This is a genomic window from Pseudohalocynthiibacter aestuariivivens, assembly GCF_018457175.1.
GTDB classification, from domain to species: Bacteria; Pseudomonadota; Alphaproteobacteria; order Rhodobacterales; family Rhodobacteraceae; genus Pseudohalocynthiibacter; species Pseudohalocynthiibacter aestuariivivens.
Window position 1 is genome coordinate 190,723 of record NZ_JAGFNU010000006.1, and the last position, 18,920, is coordinate 209,642.

Consider the following 18,920-nt stretch of genomic DNA (forward strand, 5'->3'; position numbering starts at 1 on the left):
ATCCGTTCAAGGCGTAGACACATTGCTGTAGTAACCTGACGCTGAGTGATATATGCGCCTATCTTCATCCATTATCGTCTTCTCTGTCTATGTAACAGCCGCCGCGGCGGCCGTCCTTGTCGCCTCTTTCGCGGCAGAAGCGATAGAGCGCTTTTCGACCCATTCCATTTCCAAGGCACTGGAAGAGGGCGAATTCGACTGGGTCCATGTTTCGTCTGATGGTTTGCAGGTACGCCTTTCAGGAACCGCCCCAACAGAGGCCGACCGTTTTCGCGCCCTTTCCGTGGCTGGTTCGATTGTCGATGCACACAGAGCAATCGACCGCATGGAAGTGCAGGCCGGAGCAGAGATCGCAGCGCCACGTTTTTCGGTCGAGATTTTGCGAAATGGAGATGGCATTTCGCTTATCGGCCTAATACCTACCGGTACCAACCGTGATCAGGTCGTGACCAAAATCGAAGAAATCGCTGACGGAACCCACGTCACCGATATGCTGGAAAGCGCTGATCATCCTGTCCCCGAAGGTTGGGAAAGTGCGCTTTCTTTTGGGCTGGACGCTTTGGGTTCGCTACCTCGTTCAAAAATCTCTGTCGACGCTGACCTGGTCGCTATTACCGCGATCAGCAATTCTGCGGCTGAGCGAGAACAGCTGGAAGCCAATCTTCTTCAGCGCGTCCCAGACGGTCTTGAGGTAATGCTGGACATTTCCGCACCACGTCCTGTCATCACACCCTTTACGTTGCGCTACCTGATCAATGATGGCGTAGGTTCATTTGACGCCTGTTCTGCCGATAGCCAGACTACGATCGACCAAATTCTTACAGCTGCGAGAGCATCTGGATTGCAGGGCGACGCAGAATGCGTCATCGGGCTTGGAAACCCATCTCCAAAATGGGGTTCGGCAGTTGCGATAGGGGTAAAGGCCCTTGCCGAAATCGGTGGCGGATCAATCACCTTCTCAGATGCAGACGTCACGCTTGTTGCTCTGGACACAACCCCACAAGCTTTATTTGACCGCGTGGCTGGTGAACTGGAAACAGACCTTCCCGATGTGTTTTCACTGCATGCAGTCTTGCCAGACCCGGTAGAAATTGACGGAACCGGTGAAGGGCAAGGACCACCAGAATTTGTCGCGACACGTAGTCCCGAAGGGCTGATACAATTACGCGGTCGACTGACAGACGAAAGGGTGCGCAGCGCTGTAGAAAGCTACGCACGTGCAAGGTTTGGGATGGATCAGGTTTATGCAGCAACACGACTTGACGCGGAACTTCCGGACGGATGGCCCGTTCGTGTGCTGGCAGCGCTTGAAGCACTTGCTGAACTTAACCACGGAAGTATTGTTGTTCAGCCGGATTTCGTCGAGGTCCGCGGCACCACCGGTCATCCGGAAGCGCGGGCAAATATTTCCAGGATTCTCTCCGAAAAACTTGGTGAAGCAGAAAATTTTGGTGTTGAAGTGACATACGAAGAAACGCTTGACCCAATCGCCGCCCTTCCCACAACCGAAGAATGCGTAGACGGCATCAATGCAGTGCTGGCTGAAACAAAAATCACCTTTGCACCGGGTGCTGCAACAATCGCCGCAGGGGCGGGCAGAACACTTGATAAAATAGCGGACATCATGCGTGACTGTCAGGATGTGAAGATGGAAATTGCGGGCCATACCGACAGCCAGGGCCGTGAAATAATGAACCAGAACCTCAGCCAGGGCCGGGCAGAAGCAGTTCTTTCCGCTCTGATGGCCCGCAGAGTGCTGACCTCAAACCTTGAGGCAAAGGGATATGGCGAGAGCACCCCAATTGCAGACAACGACACCGAAGAAGGCCGCGAAGCCAACCGTCGGATTGAGTTTACACTAATCTTGCCTGAAGAAGAGCCAACCGAAGAAGCTGAGAGCGCGACACCGACAGCAGTTGCGAATGAAACAGAGGCTACGGCAACAGGAACTGATGATGAACAGAACTGAATTTATTATTACGACGGCGATCATCCTCTTTGTCGCATTTCTGATGGGCTGGTTCGCCCATTGGCTGATCCATCGTTTCACACGAGTTTCGCAAGGCGACCTCAGCGAGCTCGACAATATGGCAAAGTCTTTGCACGAAGCAGAAGAAACCCGGGATCAGGCGATTACTTATTTGCAGCAACGCGAAGCGGAAATGACCAATCAACTCAGCCAGACCGAGGCCGAACTCAGCGCTGCAATGGATGGCTTGAGGGCTGCGCGACAAGAGGCAGAAGAACTACGCTCCTATATTGACAGGGTTCAGGGGGACTGACACCTGAAATGCAACACCCTGCCCGACGCCAGGCGGACAGGGTGCCGACCATTTTCACGGCCATCGGCTTCCCAGCCTGTGCCGCACACGTAACCTGCTGGGAATAAGTTACCAATTTCTAAAAATATCCCCGCCAGAGGCAAGAAAACTTTTGGGCCTCCGGCGGGGATATTTATGGAAACTGGTGATTTGGAATAGTCAGGACCAACGCCCCAGTGCTGCTTCGTCTTCTGATTTGCTTTCAACCCACTCTGTACCATCGTTCGTGAATTCCTGTTTCCAGAAAGGTGCCCGGGATTTCAGGTAGTCCATCAGAAACTCCGCAGCTTCAAAAGCATCTTTACGATGCTTCGAGGCGGTCGCTACCATCATAATGATTTCACCCGGGCGCAACATACCGTGCCGATGGATAATCAGGCTTTCATTGAGGGACCAGCGCTTTACAGCTTCAGCTTCGATTTTGGACAAAGCCTTTTCAGTCATTCCCGGGTAGTGCTCAATCAGCATGCGGTCGAGATTTCCTGAGGCGAGATCGCGCACAAGACCAGTAAATGTCACTACCGCACCAGCATTTTTGCAGCCTTCCGCAAAACCTTTGACTTCGGCCCCAAGATCAAAAGCCGTTTCCTGCACCCTGACGACCATATCAACCGCCTGTCATGGGTGGAAAAAACGCCACTTCGCGTACCCCTTGTAGTGGCGCGTCAAATTCTGAAAGCTCCTGATCCACAGCAACGCGTAATGCAGAGATATCCGAAAAAGCCATGGCATAGCGCTCTTCGCGCGCGGACAATTCGGCGACCAGTTCGGTCACCGAAGTCGCTTGTGTATCAACAGATTCTTTTGGCACACCAATACGTTCGCGCACCCAGGCGAAATAAAGTACATCAATCATTGCGTGACCCCTCTCGCAGATGTGGCATTGCTTTGACGAAGTAGTCCCAGCCCGTTGCAAGCGTTAACAGAGCTGCGAGCCAGAGCATCACAATCCCACCTGTGGAACTTGCAATCAATCCTTTGTATTTCCAAATCAAACCAAGGTGATCAGCCTCTGTGCCGTTCAGCACGTTTTGAACGATTTCCTGATTCATACCGTAGGATTGCATATAGAAATAATGCTCAAAAACGCCATTTGCGAACAAGACAGCTATCGCAATCATCTGTGCGGTCGTTTTCCATTTCGCAAGTTTTGTGACCTGAAGAAGCCCCGCTTTACTGCCAAGGAATTCCCGCAGGCCAGAAACAAAAACCTCGCGAAAAATAATCAGCGTCGCGGGTAGCAACACCCAGGGGTTCAATCCCGAAATCGCTGTGATAACCAAAAGCGCAATCACGACCATCGCTTTGTCGGCGATTGGATCCAGCATCGCTCCGAACTTGCTTTCCTGTTTCCAGGCCCGTGCGAGATAGCCATCAATGAAATCAGTCAGAGCGGCGGTGACAAACAAAAGCAACGCGAACCAATCCGCAAGCGGACGTGAAAAGTAAAGGAACATTATTGCGACACCTGGCGCTGCAAGCAGCCGCAAGACAGTCAGAATATTGGGAAGATTCCATATCATAACAACATCCTTAACTGTTCAGGCTTTGTCATGGAAGAAGTCATAAATGGTTTCTGCCAAAGCGTCCGAGATTCCGTCTACTGCCTTCAGATCAGGAAGGCCAGCGCGACTGACGGCTTTGGCACTGCCAAAATGGGTCAGAAGCGCACGTTTGCGCGCGGCACCTACGCCCGGCAAATCGTCAAGCGGCGTTGCGCCAATGGCCTTGGAACGTTTGGCACGATGGGTCCCAATTGCAAAACGGTGCGCCTCGTCGCGCAGGCGCTGAACGAAATAAAGAACGGGATCATTCATTTGCAGAGCGAAGGGGCGTACACCAGTGCGATGGAATTCTTCCTTGCCGTGATCCCGGTCGACGCCTTTAGCAACACCCACTATGGGAATATCCGAAACCCCGAGTTCCGCCATAATTCCTGCAACAACACTTACTTGCCCAGCGCCGCCGTCAATCAGCAACAGCTCTGGCCAATTACCGCTCTGGCGTTCGGGATCTTCTTTGATAAGGCGCTGGAAGCGTCGGGTCAGCACCTCTTTCATCATGCCAAAATCGTCACCCGGGGTCAGATCTTTGCCCTTGATATTGAATTTACGATACTGGCTTTTCACAAAACCTTCGGGGCCAGCGACAATCATTGCACCCACTGCGTTTGTTCCCTGAATGTGACTGTTGTCATAGACTTCAACGCGCGCAGGCGGCATACCCAGATCAAATGCGTCAGCCAAGCCTCGCAAAAGTTTTGCCTGAGTTGCTGTTTCAGACATACGCCGCGCCAGGCTTTCACGGGCATTGCGGGCAGCCCCTGACATCAGTTCCGCCTTTTCGCCACGTAGCGGCACCGCAACCTCAACTTTGCGTCCTGCTTTTTGGCTTAGCGCGTCCTGAACCAAATCGGCGTTTTCTACCGGATGCGAAAGGAGAACCACTCGAGGAGGTGTTTTGTCACCGTAGAACTGGCCAACAAAAGCCTCGAGAACCTCGCTTGCCTCGGCCCCTGCCCCAGTACGTGGGTAATAGTCGCGGTTTCCCCAGTTCTGATTAGCGCGTATGAAAAACACTTGCACGCAAGCCTGACCACCGTCGAGATGAAGCGCGATGATATCCGCCTCGGCAACGCCGCGTGGATTGATACCTTGAGTCGATTGCACCTGAGTCAACGCACGAATGCGATCACGCAGCGCGGCGGCGCGCTCAAATTCCAGTGCTTCGCTTGCTGCCTCCATCTCTCGTGCAAGATCTTCCTGAACGCGGGTCGATTTGCCTGCCAGAAACCGTTCAGCATCACTTACTAGTATGGCGTAGTCCTTTTCAGATACATAACCAACGCAAGGGCCGGAACAGCGCTTAATCTGGTAGAGCAAGCAGGGGCGCGTTCGGTTTTCAAACGTTGTATCAGAACAGTTTCGTAGCAGGAAAACACGCTGCAACTGGTTCAAAGTCCGGTTCACCGCCCCGGCGCTTGCAAATGGGCCGTAATAGTCACCCTTTTCTGCCTTGCGACCCCGGTGTTTCTTGATCTGAGGAAACCGATGATCCTTTGCGACAAGAATATTGGGAAAACTTTTGTCGTCCCGCAGCAGCACATTGAAGTACGGTTTAAGTTGCTTGATGAGGTTTTGTTCCAGCAACAAGGCCTCTGTTTCTGTCTTGGTTGTCAGAAACATCATACTGGTTGTCTGCGAAATCATTCGGGCGATCCGCGCGCTGTGACCCGTTGGACTTGCATAGTTGGAAACCCGCTTTTTCAGGTTCCTTGCCTTGCCGACATAGAGCACCCTGCCCTGACTATCGAGCATCCGGTAGACACCTGGAGAATTGTCCAGAGTTTTCAGATAAGACAATATGCAGGCATGACCCGAGAGCGGTCCACTTTGTTCCTTGATGTTGGTTTCGTCACTCATTGGCGCTAACAATCTGATTCCCTAGATGCCTGCAATCTTATGCTCCGGGTAGCAAGTGAAAACATGTCCACGATTTCTGTGGATAACTCTGGTGGTAACTTCCGGCTCCCGCAAAATTCTCTTTGTTTTTAATCAGGTTCCATCAATTGCCTAATTTTTAGGCAGTAAAATAAGCTATTGATATTAAGTGTTATTTTTTATTCTGCTAGCCAAATCACTGAAAACATTAGAGAAAAGGTAACAGTTTTGTGACGTTAAATTTCGAAGTGCACAAGTTTCTTGGTGTCTAATCTTTTGATCATTAAAAAATGCTCTCTATCCTGAGGTTTCGAAGTGTCCTGCAGCCTAGATTCTGAGCCCAATCAAGAAATTTCGATTACCTAATTAGAGTTTGGGAACAAAGAAGATTCCTACTTGCCGCTGCGTTATTGGCAACTTCGTCAGAGCAACACGATCAAAATATAAACCGCGTAAAGACTTGTCAGCACAATCCCCCACTGTTTGGTAATATTCCAGCCCAGAAAAACAAAAGGAGCCAGCAACAGCGAGGCACCGAGCATAACCCAAAGATCAAAACGGAGGAATTGTTCATCCACCGGGATGACGCCTACGAAACTCGTGATGCCGATAATTGCGAGCAGATTGAACATATTCGAGCCGATGACATTGCCAAGAGCGACGTCCGCCTGACGGCGCAAGGCCGCCATGACCGTTGTCGCAAGCTCTGGCAATGACGTTCCGACCGCAACCAAAGTTAACCCAATGACGGTCTCGTCAATTTCAAAATGCCGCGCGATGCTGACTGCCCCTTCCACAAGAAGGTCAGCACCAAGCGGCAAGCCTATCAGACCAAGCACCATAAAAATCCCGATACGCCACCACGGCATATCGGGGTCAACACCTTCGATGTCTTCTACATCGCCAATTGCACAGGGATCACACGCTGAATTGCCGTTGCGGTGCGCCCTTGCTTCGCAAAAGGCGTCACCTAACACGAAAAACAACGCGCTCAGTAATACGATACCATGCATCCAGGTGATTGGCCCCATCATCGCCACAACGATGAAAAGCACGCTGGACAGGATCATGTAGATATATGTTTTTCGGGTATTGCACTCGCTTGAGTGCAGCACTGCAAGCATCGCGGGTATACCCAGAACAAGCAAAATATTCGCCGTGTTCGAACCGATCACATTGCCAAGCGCAATACCGGGGGCATTTTCATGGACAGCATTTATCGCAATCAGCAATTCCGGGGCTGAGGTGCCGAAGGCCACGATTGTCAGGCTGACAATTAAAGCCGGCACACCAAGACGTAGTGATAGATTCACCGCGCCTTTGACCAGTACATCACCTGCCAACAGCAGAATGACCAGTCCCAGACCTACATAGACCCAATCCATTCGTCAGCGACCCCTTTTTCCGCAGTCGCACGGACCTTTGCCGATGCGAAAACGCCCGCAAGACGGACATTTCCGGTTGTCGAATGCCGTTTTCCCCGGGAACCGAAGTTTTCCAAACATAGCCAGAACGACCATAGCGATCAGAAAAAGACTGACGATCTTGATAATCATCTAAAGGCCAAATCGCGCGTACTCTGCCCGCTCCTCTATTCCGGTCAGAGCATCATTTACGATGCGCGCGCCGAACCGTTGCAGGATCGATTTTTTCTGCCCATAACGCAAGAAGCGCACCTTCTCGCCGTAGAGTTCTTTCATCTTAGGGACAAGATGGCCGATGCCATCAACCAGCCCAACGTCCAGCGCCTGCTGACCCACCCAGATTTCACCGGTGAACAGGTCTTTTTCCTGATCAAGTTTTTCACCACGGCGAGATGTTATATGTTCCTTGAAGTTGTCGTGGATATGTTCCAGCAACACCTTCAGCCGTTTCACATCCGCAGCCTTTTCTGGCTGAAACGGATCCAGCATAGACTTTGATTTGCCTGCTGTATGGACGCGGCGTTTGATACCATGTTGCCCAATGAATTCTTCGAGCCCGAAGCTTGATGAGATGACACCGATCGAACCAACAATAGAGCTGTGATCGACCCATATCTCGTCTGCTGCAGCAGCCAGCCAATAGCCACCAGAGGCTGCCACATCTTCAACAAAAGCATAGACAGGTACGCTGTGTTCCTTCGCGAGCCGCCTGATCCTGACGCCGATCAGCGAGGATTGAACAGGCGAGCCTCCGGGAGAGTTCAACAGCAAAGCGACAGCCGCAGGTTTGCCGCGTTTAAACGCGCGCTCCAGTATCGGCGCAATTCCATCGTCGTTCAAACTACCTCGGCCAGCAGTTGCAATAACGCCTGAAAGGCGAACAACGGCGACTTTGGGTGCACGGTTGAGAAAAGGTATCCATCGAGTCATTCCCCCGATGTAGAGCGCGACCCGCCCCACAACAAGGTCAGGTGTGAAATCAACACCCAGTGTTGCGCCGCTGCCGACAGAAATAAATGTAAACCACGTGAAAGAATGCCGCGGGTTAACGAACAGTTTACTGAAGGTCGCTTTGATACGCGAAAATCGCTGGTGTGCCGCCTGTATGAATGAATGTCACGTGCTCGCCGGGTTTGATCACACCGCTTTCAAGATGGTCCAGCAATCCAGCCATCGTGCGTCCGGAATAGACCGGATCAAGCAGCAACGCTTCTTTCTCTGCGGCGCTCGTTATAGCCTTGAGAACCTGGGCGTTCATCTGGCCGTAACCCGGCGCTAAAGATGTATCGTCAACCTGAACGTCGGCCTCAGTGATGGTGACTTTCCCGCCAAGCAATTCAGCGACCTCATTTGCACGGCGTAAAATCCGGGCGCTCTGTTGGGTTGCATCACGCCGCACACAAATACCCAGAACGGAAACGTCCCAACCTATTGCACGCGCGCCAACCAGAAAACCGGCATGTGTCAGCCCGCTGCCAGATGGAACAACAACGTGATCCGGCATTTCCCCGAGCGCACGGTGCTGAAGCCAGGTTTCAACCGCTGCAGCAGCATACCCCAACGCCCCAATCGGTGGGTGGTTGATACCAAGATGAATGACAAAAGGGTTGCCGCCTTCCGCAGCGATCCCAGCGGCCATACGATCCAGATTGGCGTCAGCCGCGCTTTCGTTTTCACCTTCCGGGAAATACTCAATCTCGCCGCCCATTAGCTTGAGTAACAGCACGTTTCCCGAGGTGTTGTAGGCGACGTCATCCTTCGGCACCCGGTCTTCAAGTTGCAAGATTGGACGCATGCCCAACTTTCGGGCTGCAGCCGCACAGAGGCGCACGAAATTCGACTGAACAGCCCCTGTGATCAGAACTGTATCCGCCTTTTGTTCGACGGCTTGTCCAAGATAATATTCAAGCTGACGAACCTTGTTGCCGCCCATCGCGAGCGGAAGGCTATCATCACGTTTGGCGTCTAGTTTTATCCCAAGATGTTGGCCAAGGTTGTGTAAGGGTTCAAGATCAGAAGACCTGCTAAAAAGCGGCGCGCGCGGATGGTTTTCAAGCTCTGGCAGCACTTGCGTGAGTTGTTGAAAGTTTGTGGACATCGCGGACACCTCTTTTAGCAACACTGCCCCTTATAAGGATTAGTCGCATTTCCACGACCCTGCGCAAGAGCGAATTCTATGTCAGGCAGTTCGCATTTAGCGAACACCGTGCAGGTCGCTTAGAGAAGACAGCCCAACTGTCAGCAAAGAATTTTTTTTCGTTCCGGGTCGTAGGCCGACCCATTCACCAACAATGCCCGTGACCTTTCACCAAAGGCTTCGACTTCAAATTCCGTTTTCCCAAACAGGTCTGACGGCACGTATCCCAGAACCAGACTTTTACCGACCGAATACCCAAAGTTGCCGCTTGTTGTTTGGGAGATCGCTTTGCCTTCGTGAAAAATCGCCTCTCCGCCAAAAACCGACAATGGTTTTTCCAACGCAAGGCAAACGAGCTTTCGCGCTACGCCATTTTCTTTGATCCGCGCCAACGCGTCAGAACCCAGAAAATCACCTTTGTTCCAATCTATCAAAAATTGCAGTCCCGCCTCATACGGGTTGTAGTCAGGTGAAATATCGACGCCCCAGGCGAGGTAACGTTTTTCCAACCGCAGGCTATCAACCGCCCGGTATCCGGTGTTTGAAATACCAAACACCTGCCCGGCATTTTGCAGCACTTCATAGACGTACTGCATGTATTCGGTTGGAATGTAGAGCTCCCAACCCAGCTCTCCTATGTATGTCACACGGTAAGCAACAGCAGAGGCATACCCGATGCGAATGTCGCGTGCTGACGTGAAAGGAAAGCTTTCATTACTGACATCTGTATCCGTAACCTTTTCCAGAACCTTACGCGCCAGTGGACCTGCAAGGTTGATCACGCCATAAGCCGACGTGATGTCTGAGACACGCAGGTCAAGCGCATGGCCCTTTCTGTATCTCTGCGCCGCCCGCTCTATCCAATCGCGATCACGCACTCCAAGGCCTGATCCGGTGATCAGCCAGAAAGACGTTTCGGACCGGCGAATGATCGTCACATCCGCCTCTATCCCGCCCGCGTCATTGCAAAGCTGGGTATAGGTCGCACCGCCCGGTTCTTTGTCGACATTTGCTACCGCGAGAAATTGGAGGAACTGACAGGCGTCCCGCCCGCTGATTTCGAATTTGGTGAAGGACGACATGTCGATCATCACAACGCCTTCGCGCGCGGCCTTGTGTTCGCGACCAACTGTCAGGTCCTGCCCCGGTCTATCCCAACCAAAGACATCTTGTTGCGGAATGCCCCCTTGGGTGAACCAGTTGGCACGTTCCCAGCCAAATTTGGAGCCGAAGACCGCGCCCTGATTTTTAAGTGTTTGGTAAAGCGGGCTACGGCGCACACCGCGCGCGCTTTCCAGTTCTTCCCCCGGCCAATGGATAGCGTAGTACTGCGAATAGCTTTCAACAGCGCGGTCGTACAGAAACTTTTGCCCTGCGTGCAATGGCCCAAAACGACGGATGTCAAAGGCCCAAAGGTCAAGTCCGGGATCGTCATGCATGATCCAGTTTGCCGCTGCCATGCCAGCGCCGCCCGAAGCGGCAATTCCAGAGGTAAAGGCACAGGCAACAAAGAAATTCTCAAGCCCCGGCACCGGCCCCATAACCGGTTCACCATCTGGGGAAATTGGGATTGGGCCATTTATGACTGTACGAACACCAAGGTCCCCAAGGATCGGCAAGCGGTGCATCGCAGGCTCTAGAAACTCTTCAATTCGGTCCATGTCGGCGTCAAACAGATGCCGTTCATGAGACCACGGAAACCCCTCTTTCGGGTTCACTTTTCGCGTTGTTTTCTCCCATCCTCCGATTGCCAGCGCCCCGGGTTCAGGCTTCGCGTAATATCCGCCGTCCGGGTCACGAAACGCAGGAAGATTATTGGGGATCGCATCTGTTTTCTCGGTCACCAGATACTGATGCTCCACGACACCCGCGGGTATTTCAACACCGGCCATCCAACCGACTTGCCGGGCCCACAGACCACCTGCATTTACAACCGTTCCAGCCTCAATATTTCCGTGGTCTGTCACAACTTGGGTGATCCGGCGACCGTCGCGCACCAGATCCTTGACCATCACCTCTTCGAGTATTCGGCCACCATATTTACGGATACCCTTGGCATAGGCCTGCGTCAGACTGTTGGGGTCGATATGCCCGTCATCCGGAATGAAAGCGGCGCCTATCAGGTCATCCACCTTCATCAGCGGATAAATCTCTTTCGCCTCTGCGGGCGTCATCACGTTCATCTCAAACCCCACGGCCTGCGCTGACGAATATGATTTCTGCAGTTCTTTCCAGCGATCAGGGCTACTGGCGATCCGCATGCTGCCGACCTTACACCAGCTCGGGTCCTGACCCGTGTCTTCAAGCAGGGTATCAAACAGTTTTACACTGTCGTTCATCAGGCTCATCAGGTTTTGTTGTGATCGGAATTGCCCTACCAAACCGGCGGCGTGCCATGTGGCCCCTTCAGTCAGCTTTGATTTTTCCAGCAAAATGACATCTTTCACGCCAGCCCGGGCAAGATGGTAGGCGATACTGGTACCAATCGCGCCTCCGCCTATGATCACGATGTTCGCAGTTGTTGGGAAGGTTTTGGTCATGGGGTGTTCGCTCGTATGTGTTAGCTAGTGGCGCTGGGTGGCTTTTCCACGACGGTTAATCCGCCGTGCACGCGTCGGTAACTTTGAGCCGATATCAATCCGCTCCCAACCTTCCTGTAGTTGGGACTCTCCGGCAACAATGCCTTCGAATTCAGCCCTGATTCGGGCATCTGCGTCAGCACCCAAGGCAGCAGAATTTGGAGTGGACAGAATCTCTAGTGCTTTGTTGAGCGCCCGTTGCTGAATTGTGGAAGACCCCTCCAGTTCCCATTTCTCGCGCAGGTTTCTGTCGGCAAGTTCCGGCATGAACGTCGCCGTGTGCATACGCTCCAGCGTAGACGGGTTGTCCGCAAACATCCCCGCTGGACCAGTGTCTTTGATTTCCTGCAAACTGGCGCTTTCTTTGGAAAAGCCAAAGCCCTCGCGCACCCGTTTGATCATCATCGAAATCTCATTATCGATCATCAATTGTCCAAAATCAAACGACATAAGCGCATCCTGCAGCCCACCCATAACGATGAAATCGGCACCCGACATAGCGCCCATAAGGGGCGACATACCTTTCTCAAAACCCGATTGCGCGTCGGAAACCTTTGAGTTTGTCAGGCCCAGATACCCCCCAGCAGGCACGTTATAAAACCGCGCCATCTGGCAAACGGCCGAATTCATCATACCAATTTCAATCGCGCCGGGCGCATAGGCCCCGTCCCGCATATCCGCAAAGACCGGAAGGAAATTATAGATTTGTGCGGTACCCTCTTTGCTCATCTGTGCCAATGTCGCCACGGCCAGCCATTCAGCGTTCATGATCGTCAGCATACCTGCCAGCGACAGCGGGGTGCTAAGACCCCCCATGGGCGCAATCGTGCCATAGGCGGTAATGCCGTTTTCGGCAAAATACATCATGGTTTCAGTGCTGTCGTAATCCATCGTCAGTGGCGAAACGATGGAACAATAGCCAAAGTTGATGAATGGACGTTCCCAATACGCCTCGGGTGAACCGGTAATAAGTTCCCCCAGCCGGATAACCTGTTTGGCTTCCCTCACATCATAAACAGATGTTCGTACGGGTTTGACGCAGTTTTTCAGCGCTGCATAAAACCGTGTCAGGCTGAACTGGTCTGAAGGGGCATCATCCGCCAGTGTCGAAATTGAAAACAGATCAAACCCCGGCAAAGTGTTTACCAGATGTGCAATCCGCGCGATGTCTGCCGAAGTTGACCGACGAGTAATACCGGTTGCGGGGTCAACAATATCCGGTGCCGAGCTTGCGGTTGCAACAACAGGCAATTCACGGGGAAAAGTAATATCATATGCCGAATCCCGCCCCCGCAAGGTAATGGTTGGAGGCACCATTTTTCGGTATTTCTCAACAACCTCTGCCGGAATTCGAACCAGTTCCGTTTCATTGTCCACAATGGCACCGTGATCGGCAAAGCGTTTGCGTGCCTTGGCGTTTCGCACGATAAGACCGGTCTCTTCCAGAATTTCCAGCGACGACGCATGTACGTACTGAATTTCCGCGTCTGTGAGATAAGAAAAAAACTTCACCTGTGCGCTCCCGCGAATTGCAGCTTCCGGGGAAGTGTAGGCACATCTGTTCTTGCGACAAACGATAATTGCTGCCAGTTTGCATAAGCACAACTTATTCAAAGCCCGCCAATGAAACGCCCGAATCTGAATGCCCTGCGCACGTTTGAAGCTGCTGCCCGAAAGCTAAGCTTTTCAATTGCAGCCGAGGAGCTGAACATCACGCAGGCCGCGGTCAGCCAGCAAATCCGCAAACTTGAAACCTTTTTGGGAAGCGAGCTTTTTGTCCGAAATCACAGGCAACTTTCGTTAAGCGCGGTTGGGCAGGCCTACTTCAGAACCGTCCAAGAAGCGATCGACAGGTTGGACACGGTGACGGATCAGCTCTTCCCGGAAAGATCAAACCAAATCGTAACAATACGCTGTACGTCAAGTATCGCGACACTCTGGCTTGCACCAAACATCGGCGCATTTCACAGAGAGCATCCTGAAATTGACCTTCGCATTCGAACGCTCGACTCCGAAAACTCGGCAGACAAAAATCCAAATGTAGATCTGGAAATCTTCGTTACAGGCAAAGACGTTAGCGACCCGAATACGAGCCCGCTGCTAACTTCTACGATAACGCCAGTTGCGTCTCCCCGTTTGCTCGCTGAAGCGGAACCGTTGAAAAACCCCAAAGATATCCAATCTTTCGAACTGATCCATGTTCTGGGTTATGAAGACGACTGGCACAGGTGGTTTCGCCATTTTGGTCTGAAAGATGTTGCTGTACCACGCGGCTTGGCCGTTGATGGATCCCTAATCGCCCTTGAGGCTGCCGTTCGTGGAGACGGTGTCGTCCTGGGGCGACGCCCCTTTGTTGATCAGCATTTGCGATCTGGCCAACTTGCAGAGGTTTTTGGCGCGCCCTATTCCCTGACCGCCAAGTACTATTTGCGTCAGCCCAGGACCAGCGGCGATCAGCGTTCTAAACAACGTGTTGCGACGTGGCTGAAACAACTTTGCGAACATGCGGGCTCCGAGACGGACGGGTAGTACTTTGTTTAACCCGGAACGACATCCAACATGTCAGGCGGGGCGCTTGAAACTGCAAATCTGGACGGCAGTAAACTCAAACACTAGGATACAAAAATGGGTAAATGGAGAACGGGTGTGACTGGAACATTTCCGTTTGGAGGAAACTGAAAATGCCTCAGAAACCTTTACGGTTTGGGTGGTTCGCCGGTGTCGCCACGGTACTTTCGGTGGTTGCCTGCTACGGTTCCCTCGTCTTTATTTCCGCTCTTGGTGCTCTTGGCATCGCCATACATTTGAACGAGACACTTTGGGCCGGTGCAATTGTTCTGTTTGCAATCCTTGCACTCTTCGGCTTTGTACTCGGACTGAAGCGGCACAAAGTCTTTTGGCCGATAGTACTCGGCATAGCAGGAACTCTCGCAATTATCTTTGCCATGTACGTGCGATACGACCGGCTCGTCGAGATCACTGGCTTTGTGCTGTTGTTTCTTGCCGCAATATGGGATTGGCGAATTCGTCAGTCCAGATAGTTTCACCTTTCGCAGGTGTCCCAGTTCCTCCGGAGTAATTTTAGCCAAACAAACATTCGCGGCGGGGCAATGGATTCAACTACTTATGGGAACAGGGTTTCAATATCCCCTGATAGGCGACAATAAGCCCAAGGCGGTGGCCGACACGGATTAATACATCAAAGGAGGCATAGGTACGCCCTTCTTCGAGGTTCGCCCTTAGGCGTTTTGTAAACGATTGAACTGTATGTTTGTCATCAGAGTTTTTGGGAACGGTCCTCTCGACATCACATTGGACACCAAAAGCTTAATTCTTAATCTGGTCCGATCAGACCAACGAGAAGGTTTTCTGTAATCGCAGTTCGTGCAAACCGATACGCCTGAGTTTCTTGATTTCGGTATTCTGCCCAAAATCCGAAGGCCGCAATTGTCGCCTCATCAAGTTGGCCAGTGGAAACTTGGTCCAGAAACTTTTGATTCTTCAAATTTGTTTGAGCCAAGTGAATCTCCCCTGATGTCAAAGGACGTTCCAGAATTAGGTTCACTGCACCGTTCATCCATGGGGCCACCAAAACACGTCCGTCAATTTCGAGTATGTCGATCAACGACTCACCCTCGCACCCATAATTCCAGCCGGTGAGCACGCGATGATCGACGACCGTGTCGCCCAATTCAACTGGACCAAGCATTACATCGGCTAAGAGTGGGTCCATTACATCAAGGGGCACAGGTATTTCACGGATTTCCCACTCATCGCAAGCTATCGCTTCAAGTGAGATGGCCTCAGCCGAGAGGGAAACCGTATTTCCGATGATTTCGCCAACATCTTGCAAGACAGGTGAAGTAGCGACGCCGCTGACGGCCCGCGCATCAACGATCACAAATTCCCCAACAGGTGGACTTAACATACCGGATTCAGTCGGTAGACAGTTCGGAGGTTCACCGCCGCCACAGACGCAACTCACGTCCGGTGGGCAATAACATTGCTCTGCAGGAATATAGGAACATCCCGCTTGAGAATGACATTGATCTACGGTGCTTTGATGCTGCTCATAGTCAATGGAATTTCCCGCGCTGCCCAAGATGGCTTGCTGAAACCCGATTTGGCAGCGATCCCATGGCGCAATGCATTCAGATTTTGCAGTCAACATGCATTCTGCAGAGCTAACACAAGAAAGGGCGTCCAAACCGTTGCAGCCAATTTCTTGGGCCCCGGCAGATGTGCCTGTGTTCGCAATCCAAAACCAGCACGCGCAAAATATCAGGACCTTACTGTTATGAGGTATTCGCATGGACGCTCTCCTACTTTGCCGTGATTTGGCCCGAAAATTGAAACCTGCCGCCCATTTGTTTGGGATGTCCAAAACCTTCTTAACACACGTCTTAAAGGGGACCAAAACCTGAACGGAGCCAACTCACAGACGCGAACTCTCAGGGGAGCAGAATACCAACCAGACTTTGCTGATCGTTACCTACAAAAGCCGACAAAAACTTACCGGCGAACGAATGAAGGGAAGAAACGATCCCCCTTGCCAGCAAACCTGTCCCTCTCCAATGTGACAGAATGTTTGTTCAGTTCTATTTTGAGCTTTTATTCATTCAAACGGAGTGTTGTTGAGTGGTCCCCCAACGCCCCGATAAAGTTGTACCCGCCATTCTACTGAGCTTATTAGCCATCGTTCTGTTTGATTTTATGGGGCTGATCGTCAAGCATCTTTCAGAGGATTATAGTGCCGCCGAGCTAAGTGCCTATCGCAATTTTTTTGGACTTATCCCGAGCGCGATTGTCCTTTTCTCCTCTCGCCAATGGCATCAAAAAGGACGATTGATGCGAATGCACCAGTGGGAGCTTGCATGCCTGCGTGGTGTGATTACGGCGATGGCACAATTTCTATTTTATCTGTCCTTAGGGCGGCTGGCATTTGCCACGGCCTCGACAATTACGTATTCCAACGCGCTGTTCATGACGGCCCTCGCGGTGCCGCTGCTTAGCGAACGGGTTGGCCTCGCACGCTGGCTGGCGGTGGGTGTTGGTTTTTTAGGTGTGGTCATGATCGTGGGACCCACGGGCGAAAATTTCACGTATGACGCATTGTTGCCGCTAGGCGCAGCGTTTCTGTATGCGCTGTCAGGTGTAATGGCACGAATGATGGATCAAAGCGTGCCAAGCCCTCTGATCAATCTCTATTCTACGGTGGTGTCTTGTGGAGGTGCGGTGTTGCTAACTTTGCTCACAGGCGGTTTCTCCGTGCTGGATGGGTCACGTGATTTGGGTTGGATCGTGGCGATGGGGTGTCTTGGCGGATCGGCGGTGTTAGCCTTGGTCGTTTCGTTCAGGATGACCGAGCAGAGCAATCTTGCTCCGTTCAACTATTTTGGCATCCTGATTGCATTTGTCTTTGGTTGGGCATTTTTTGGAGAGGCCCCGATTGATGATCTTTTTCCGGGTGCGTTTCTGATCGCAACAGGTGGCCTGTTGATTGTTTGGCGTGAGCGGCGGTTACGTCAGACCAAAACCGCGCACGCCTTGAACGCCGATTAAGAAATCGCGTTAGCGTCTGACGCCTGCCTTTTCACCAAGTTCCCAGCGTTTGCATCCGCGTCGAATGTTCCGTTCATGCAGTTATCAGCGCATCTTCTTGAGATATGGCGTTAGCTGCACGAACGTCATTGACGGGGAAAACGTCAAAATTCCGTGTGTAGTCGCGGCTAAAATGCGTTGGGCTTTCATAACTCACTTCGAGCCCTGCGGCAGATACAGAGTGTCGACCTTTTTGTATGAGGTCACGCGCCTCGATCATACGCAAATCCTTTTGATACTGTAGCGTGGTCGACTAAGTGCTCACGATTAGAAACTCGCGATGTCCGGCTCCACCTCTAAACGGACGTCAAAACCGTTCGGTTTGCGGTCTCAATTCAATCTCCCACGCCCAGGATGATGGGTGCTGGTCGAGGAAATGCATGTAGGATTGGGCGATGGCGTCTGGGTGCAGCACGGTATTGCCGGGCTCAGAGTCGGTGGATTTGGCGATAACGCCATCAATTACAAAGTGGCCAATGTGTATGTTTTGCGGATGCAGTTCGCGGGCCAAAGACTGACATAGCCCCCGCAATGCGAATTTCCCCATGGCGAAGGCCGAAGAATTGGCGAAGCCTTTGACCCCAGCGGAAGCCCCGGTGAAAAGCAACGCGCCGTGCCCCTGCGGCTGCATCCGTTTGGTGGCGTAATGGGCCATCAGAAAGGCCCCGTAAGCGGTGACCAGAATGGCGTTTTCGACGGCTTCAGTGTCTAGATCAGCGACAGCACCTCTTACGCGGGCACTTGGGTTGTAAATGGCGACGTCCAATGGCCCTTTGGTATCGACAGTGTCGAACAGGCGGACCATATCATCGCGGTTGCGTGCATCGCAGTTGATCAATGCCGCCCCGGTCTCGGAAGCAAGCCCACCTAGATCAGACGTATCGCGTGCAGCGAGAATGAGTGAGTGGCCGCGCGCGTGCAACGCACGGGCGAGTGAGGTGGAGAGTCCTTGGCCTGCACCAATAATCAAAGCTGTGGTCATGAAACGCCTCCTGTTCCGGACACTTTTATCACGTTAAAGGCCATCCTGCGACCCGCTGAACCCTGGTCGCCTGATCTATCAGAGCTTGAAATAAAAGCTTAAGGCTGACGAGCCAACAACGTTGGCAAAAAAAACCCTAACACAATTTGAGGAGTTGGTAGCTTTCGGTGGTTGCGAACCAACCGGCGTGTGAACAAGGACTTATCGTCCGGTCTCCTGATAGGTATCGAGAGAGATATCGCAGGAATACTCGGCCTCGCGCAAGACAACAAAAAAGCCACCCGCATGACTGCCGATGGCCTTGTGCAAATAAATTTTGGTTGCGGGAGTAGGATTTGAACCTACGACCTTCAGGTTATGAGCCTGACGAGCTACCGGGCTGCTCCATCCCGCGACAGTTTTTTCCGGCCCATTGCCTTTTTTTTATTTTTGGCAT

At 52.2% G+C, this 18,920-nt stretch carries 16 protein-coding genes, 1 tRNA gene and 1 pseudogene; 5 read left to right on the forward strand and 13 right to left on the reverse strand.

The annotated features are described in order from the left end of the window. Window positions 1-52: 52 nt before the first annotated feature. Both J4E70_RS11220 and J4E70_RS11225 read left to right on the forward strand, forming a co-directional pair. Window positions 53-1,969 carry an OmpA family protein gene (locus tag J4E70_RS11220; protein ID WP_213889423.1) on the forward strand — a complete coding sequence of 639 codons (1,917 nt, stop codon included), beginning with the start codon at window positions 53-55 and terminating at the stop codon, window positions 1,967-1,969. Continuing rightward, complete coding sequence (locus J4E70_RS11225) at window positions 1,956-2,282, forward strand: hypothetical protein (RefSeq protein WP_213889424.1); 327 nt, start codon at window positions 1,956-1,958, stop codon at window positions 2,280-2,282. Before J4E70_RS11220 ends, J4E70_RS11225 begins: the two co-directional genes overlap by 14 nt. Before the next feature lie 198 nt (window positions 2,283-2,480). Here the strand turns inward: J4E70_RS11225 and J4E70_RS11230 are convergent, their stop codons facing one another. The 9 genes from J4E70_RS11230 to J4E70_RS11270 form a co-directional block, all read right to left on the reverse strand. Further along, window positions 2,481-2,927, reverse strand: coding sequence for a molybdenum cofactor biosynthesis protein MoaE (locus tag J4E70_RS11230; RefSeq protein WP_213889426.1), 447 nt, complete (start codon window positions 2,925-2,927; stop codon window positions 2,481-2,483). A gap of 1 nt (window position 2,928) precedes the next feature. After that, complete coding sequence (moaD, locus tag J4E70_RS11235; protein ID WP_213889428.1) at window positions 2,929-3,177, reverse strand: molybdopterin converting factor subunit 1; 249 nt, start codon at window positions 3,175-3,177, stop codon at window positions 2,929-2,931. Then, the gene (gene pgsA, locus J4E70_RS11240) at window positions 3,170-3,844 is read right to left on the reverse strand and encodes a CDP-diacylglycerol--glycerol-3-phosphate 3-phosphatidyltransferase (RefSeq protein ID WP_213889430.1); all 675 of its coding nucleotides are present in this window, start codon (window positions 3,842-3,844) and stop codon (window positions 3,170-3,172) included. The genes moaD and pgsA overlap by 8 nt, the downstream gene beginning before the upstream one ends. An 18-nt stretch (window positions 3,845-3,862) precedes the next feature. Beyond that, window positions 3,863-5,743, reverse strand: coding sequence for an excinuclease ABC subunit UvrC (gene uvrC, locus J4E70_RS11245; protein WP_213889431.1), 1,881 nt, complete (start codon window positions 5,741-5,743; stop codon window positions 3,863-3,865). Between the two features lie 440 nt (window positions 5,744-6,183). Further along, window positions 6,184-7,146: a calcium/sodium antiporter gene (locus J4E70_RS11250; protein ID WP_213889433.1), complete on the reverse strand. Its 963-nt coding sequence runs from the start codon at window positions 7,144-7,146 to the stop codon at window positions 6,184-6,186. Window positions 7,147-7,317: 171 nt separating this feature from the next. Then, window positions 7,318-8,115 (reverse strand): S49 family peptidase, encoded by a 798-nt coding sequence (locus J4E70_RS11255; protein WP_213889434.1) that lies wholly within the window; start codon window positions 8,113-8,115, stop codon window positions 7,318-7,320. A 127-nt stretch (window positions 8,116-8,242) separates the two neighbouring features. Next, window positions 8,243-9,283, reverse strand: coding sequence for a D-cysteine desulfhydrase family protein (locus tag J4E70_RS11260; RefSeq protein WP_213889436.1), 1,041 nt, complete (start codon window positions 9,281-9,283; stop codon window positions 8,243-8,245). A gap of 140 nt (window positions 9,284-9,423) precedes the next feature. Continuing rightward, a complete protein-coding gene (locus tag J4E70_RS11265; RefSeq protein WP_213889437.1) occupies window positions 9,424-11,862 on the reverse strand; it encodes a GcvT family protein in 2,439 nt (812 codons plus the stop codon). A 24-nt stretch (window positions 11,863-11,886) separates the two neighbouring features. Then, entirely contained in the window at window positions 11,887-13,413 is a 1,527-nt protein-coding gene (locus tag J4E70_RS11270) for a trimethylamine methyltransferase family protein (RefSeq protein ID WP_213889438.1), read from the reverse strand. 111 nt (window positions 13,414-13,524) lie between these two features. On the opposite strand from J4E70_RS11270, the gene J4E70_RS11275 reads away from it, so the two are divergent. Both J4E70_RS11275 and J4E70_RS11280 read left to right on the forward strand, forming a co-directional pair. Next, the gene (locus J4E70_RS11275; RefSeq protein ID WP_213889439.1) at window positions 13,525-14,430 is read left to right on the forward strand and encodes a LysR substrate-binding domain-containing protein; all 906 of its coding nucleotides are present in this window, start codon (window positions 13,525-13,527) and stop codon (window positions 14,428-14,430) included. A gap of 152 nt (window positions 14,431-14,582) precedes the next feature. After that, complete coding sequence (locus tag J4E70_RS11280) at window positions 14,583-14,942, forward strand: MerC domain-containing protein (protein WP_213889440.1); 360 nt, start codon at window positions 14,583-14,585, stop codon at window positions 14,940-14,942. Between the two features lie 293 nt (window positions 14,943-15,235). On the opposite strand, the gene J4E70_RS11285 is transcribed toward J4E70_RS11280, so the two are convergent. Further along, window positions 15,236-15,829, reverse strand: a complete 594-nt coding sequence (locus J4E70_RS11285) for a hypothetical protein (RefSeq protein WP_213889441.1) — start codon at window positions 15,827-15,829, stop codon at window positions 15,236-15,238. Between the two features lie 710 nt (window positions 15,830-16,539). Here J4E70_RS11285 and J4E70_RS11290 point away from each other — a divergent pair. Further along, window positions 16,540-17,463 (forward strand): DMT family transporter, encoded by a 924-nt coding sequence (locus J4E70_RS11290; RefSeq protein WP_343229459.1) that lies wholly within the window; start codon window positions 16,540-16,542, stop codon window positions 17,461-17,463. Window positions 17,464-17,536: 73 nt separating this feature from the next. On the opposite strand, the pseudogene J4E70_RS11295 reads toward J4E70_RS11290, so the two are convergent. From J4E70_RS11295 to J4E70_RS11305, 3 genes and pseudogenes are all read right to left on the reverse strand, one after another. Further along, window positions 17,537-17,740: pseudogene (locus J4E70_RS11295) on the reverse strand (helix-turn-helix transcriptional regulator); the annotation flags it as partial. Between the two features lie 69 nt (window positions 17,741-17,809). Next, complete coding sequence (locus J4E70_RS11300; RefSeq protein WP_213889443.1) at window positions 17,810-18,484, reverse strand: SDR family NAD(P)-dependent oxidoreductase; 675 nt, start codon at window positions 18,482-18,484, stop codon at window positions 17,810-17,812. A gap of 317 nt (window positions 18,485-18,801) precedes the next feature. Then, window positions 18,802-18,878 (reverse strand) — tRNA-Met (locus J4E70_RS11305). Between the last annotated feature and the right edge of the window lie 42 nt (window positions 18,879-18,920).

What these genes read in the sequence shown, in the direction of transcription:
- J4E70_RS11220 (WP_213889423.1), top strand. Translation starts at nt 53, where the DNA reads ATGCGCCTATCTTCATCCATTATCGTCTTCTCTGTCTATGTAACAGCC.
- J4E70_RS11280 (WP_213889440.1), top strand. Translation starts at nt 14,583, where the DNA reads ATGCCTCAGAAACCTTTACGGTTTGGGTGGTTCGCCGGTGTCGCCACG.
- J4E70_RS11285 (WP_213889441.1), bottom strand. Translation starts at nt 15,829, where the DNA reads ATGTTAAGTCCACCTGTTGGGGAATTTGTGATCGTTGATGCGCGGGCC.
- J4E70_RS11265 (WP_213889437.1), bottom strand. Translation starts at nt 11,862, where the DNA reads ATGACCAAAACCTTCCCAACAACTGCGAACATCGTGATCATAGGCGGA.
- J4E70_RS11255 (WP_213889434.1), bottom strand. Translation starts at nt 8,115, where the DNA reads ATGACTCGATGGATACCTTTTCTCAACCGTGCACCCAAAGTCGCCGTT.
- J4E70_RS11225 (WP_213889424.1), top strand. Translation starts at nt 1,956, where the DNA reads ATGAACAGAACTGAATTTATTATTACGACGGCGATCATCCTCTTTGTC.
- pgsA (WP_213889430.1), bottom strand. Translation starts at nt 3,844, where the DNA reads ATGATATGGAATCTTCCCAATATTCTGACTGTCTTGCGGCTGCTTGCA.
- J4E70_RS11275 (WP_213889439.1), top strand. Translation starts at nt 13,525, where the DNA reads ATGAAACGCCCGAATCTGAATGCCCTGCGCACGTTTGAAGCTGCTGCC.
- uvrC (WP_213889431.1), bottom strand. Translation starts at nt 5,743, where the DNA reads ATGAGTGACGAAACCAACATCAAGGAACAAAGTGGACCGCTCTCGGGT.
- J4E70_RS11260 (WP_213889436.1), bottom strand. Translation starts at nt 9,283, where the DNA reads ATGTCCACAAACTTTCAACAACTCACGCAAGTGCTGCCAGAGCTTGAA.
- moaD (WP_213889428.1), bottom strand. Translation starts at nt 3,177, where the DNA reads ATGATTGATGTACTTTATTTCGCCTGGGTGCGCGAACGTATTGGTGTG.
- J4E70_RS11230 (WP_213889426.1), bottom strand. Translation starts at nt 2,927, where the DNA reads ATGGTCGTCAGGGTGCAGGAAACGGCTTTTGATCTTGGGGCCGAAGTC.
- J4E70_RS11300 (WP_213889443.1), bottom strand. Translation starts at nt 18,484, where the DNA reads ATGACCACAGCTTTGATTATTGGTGCAGGCCAAGGACTCTCCACCTCA.
- J4E70_RS11250 (WP_213889433.1), bottom strand. Translation starts at nt 7,146, where the DNA reads ATGGATTGGGTCTATGTAGGTCTGGGACTGGTCATTCTGCTGTTGGCA.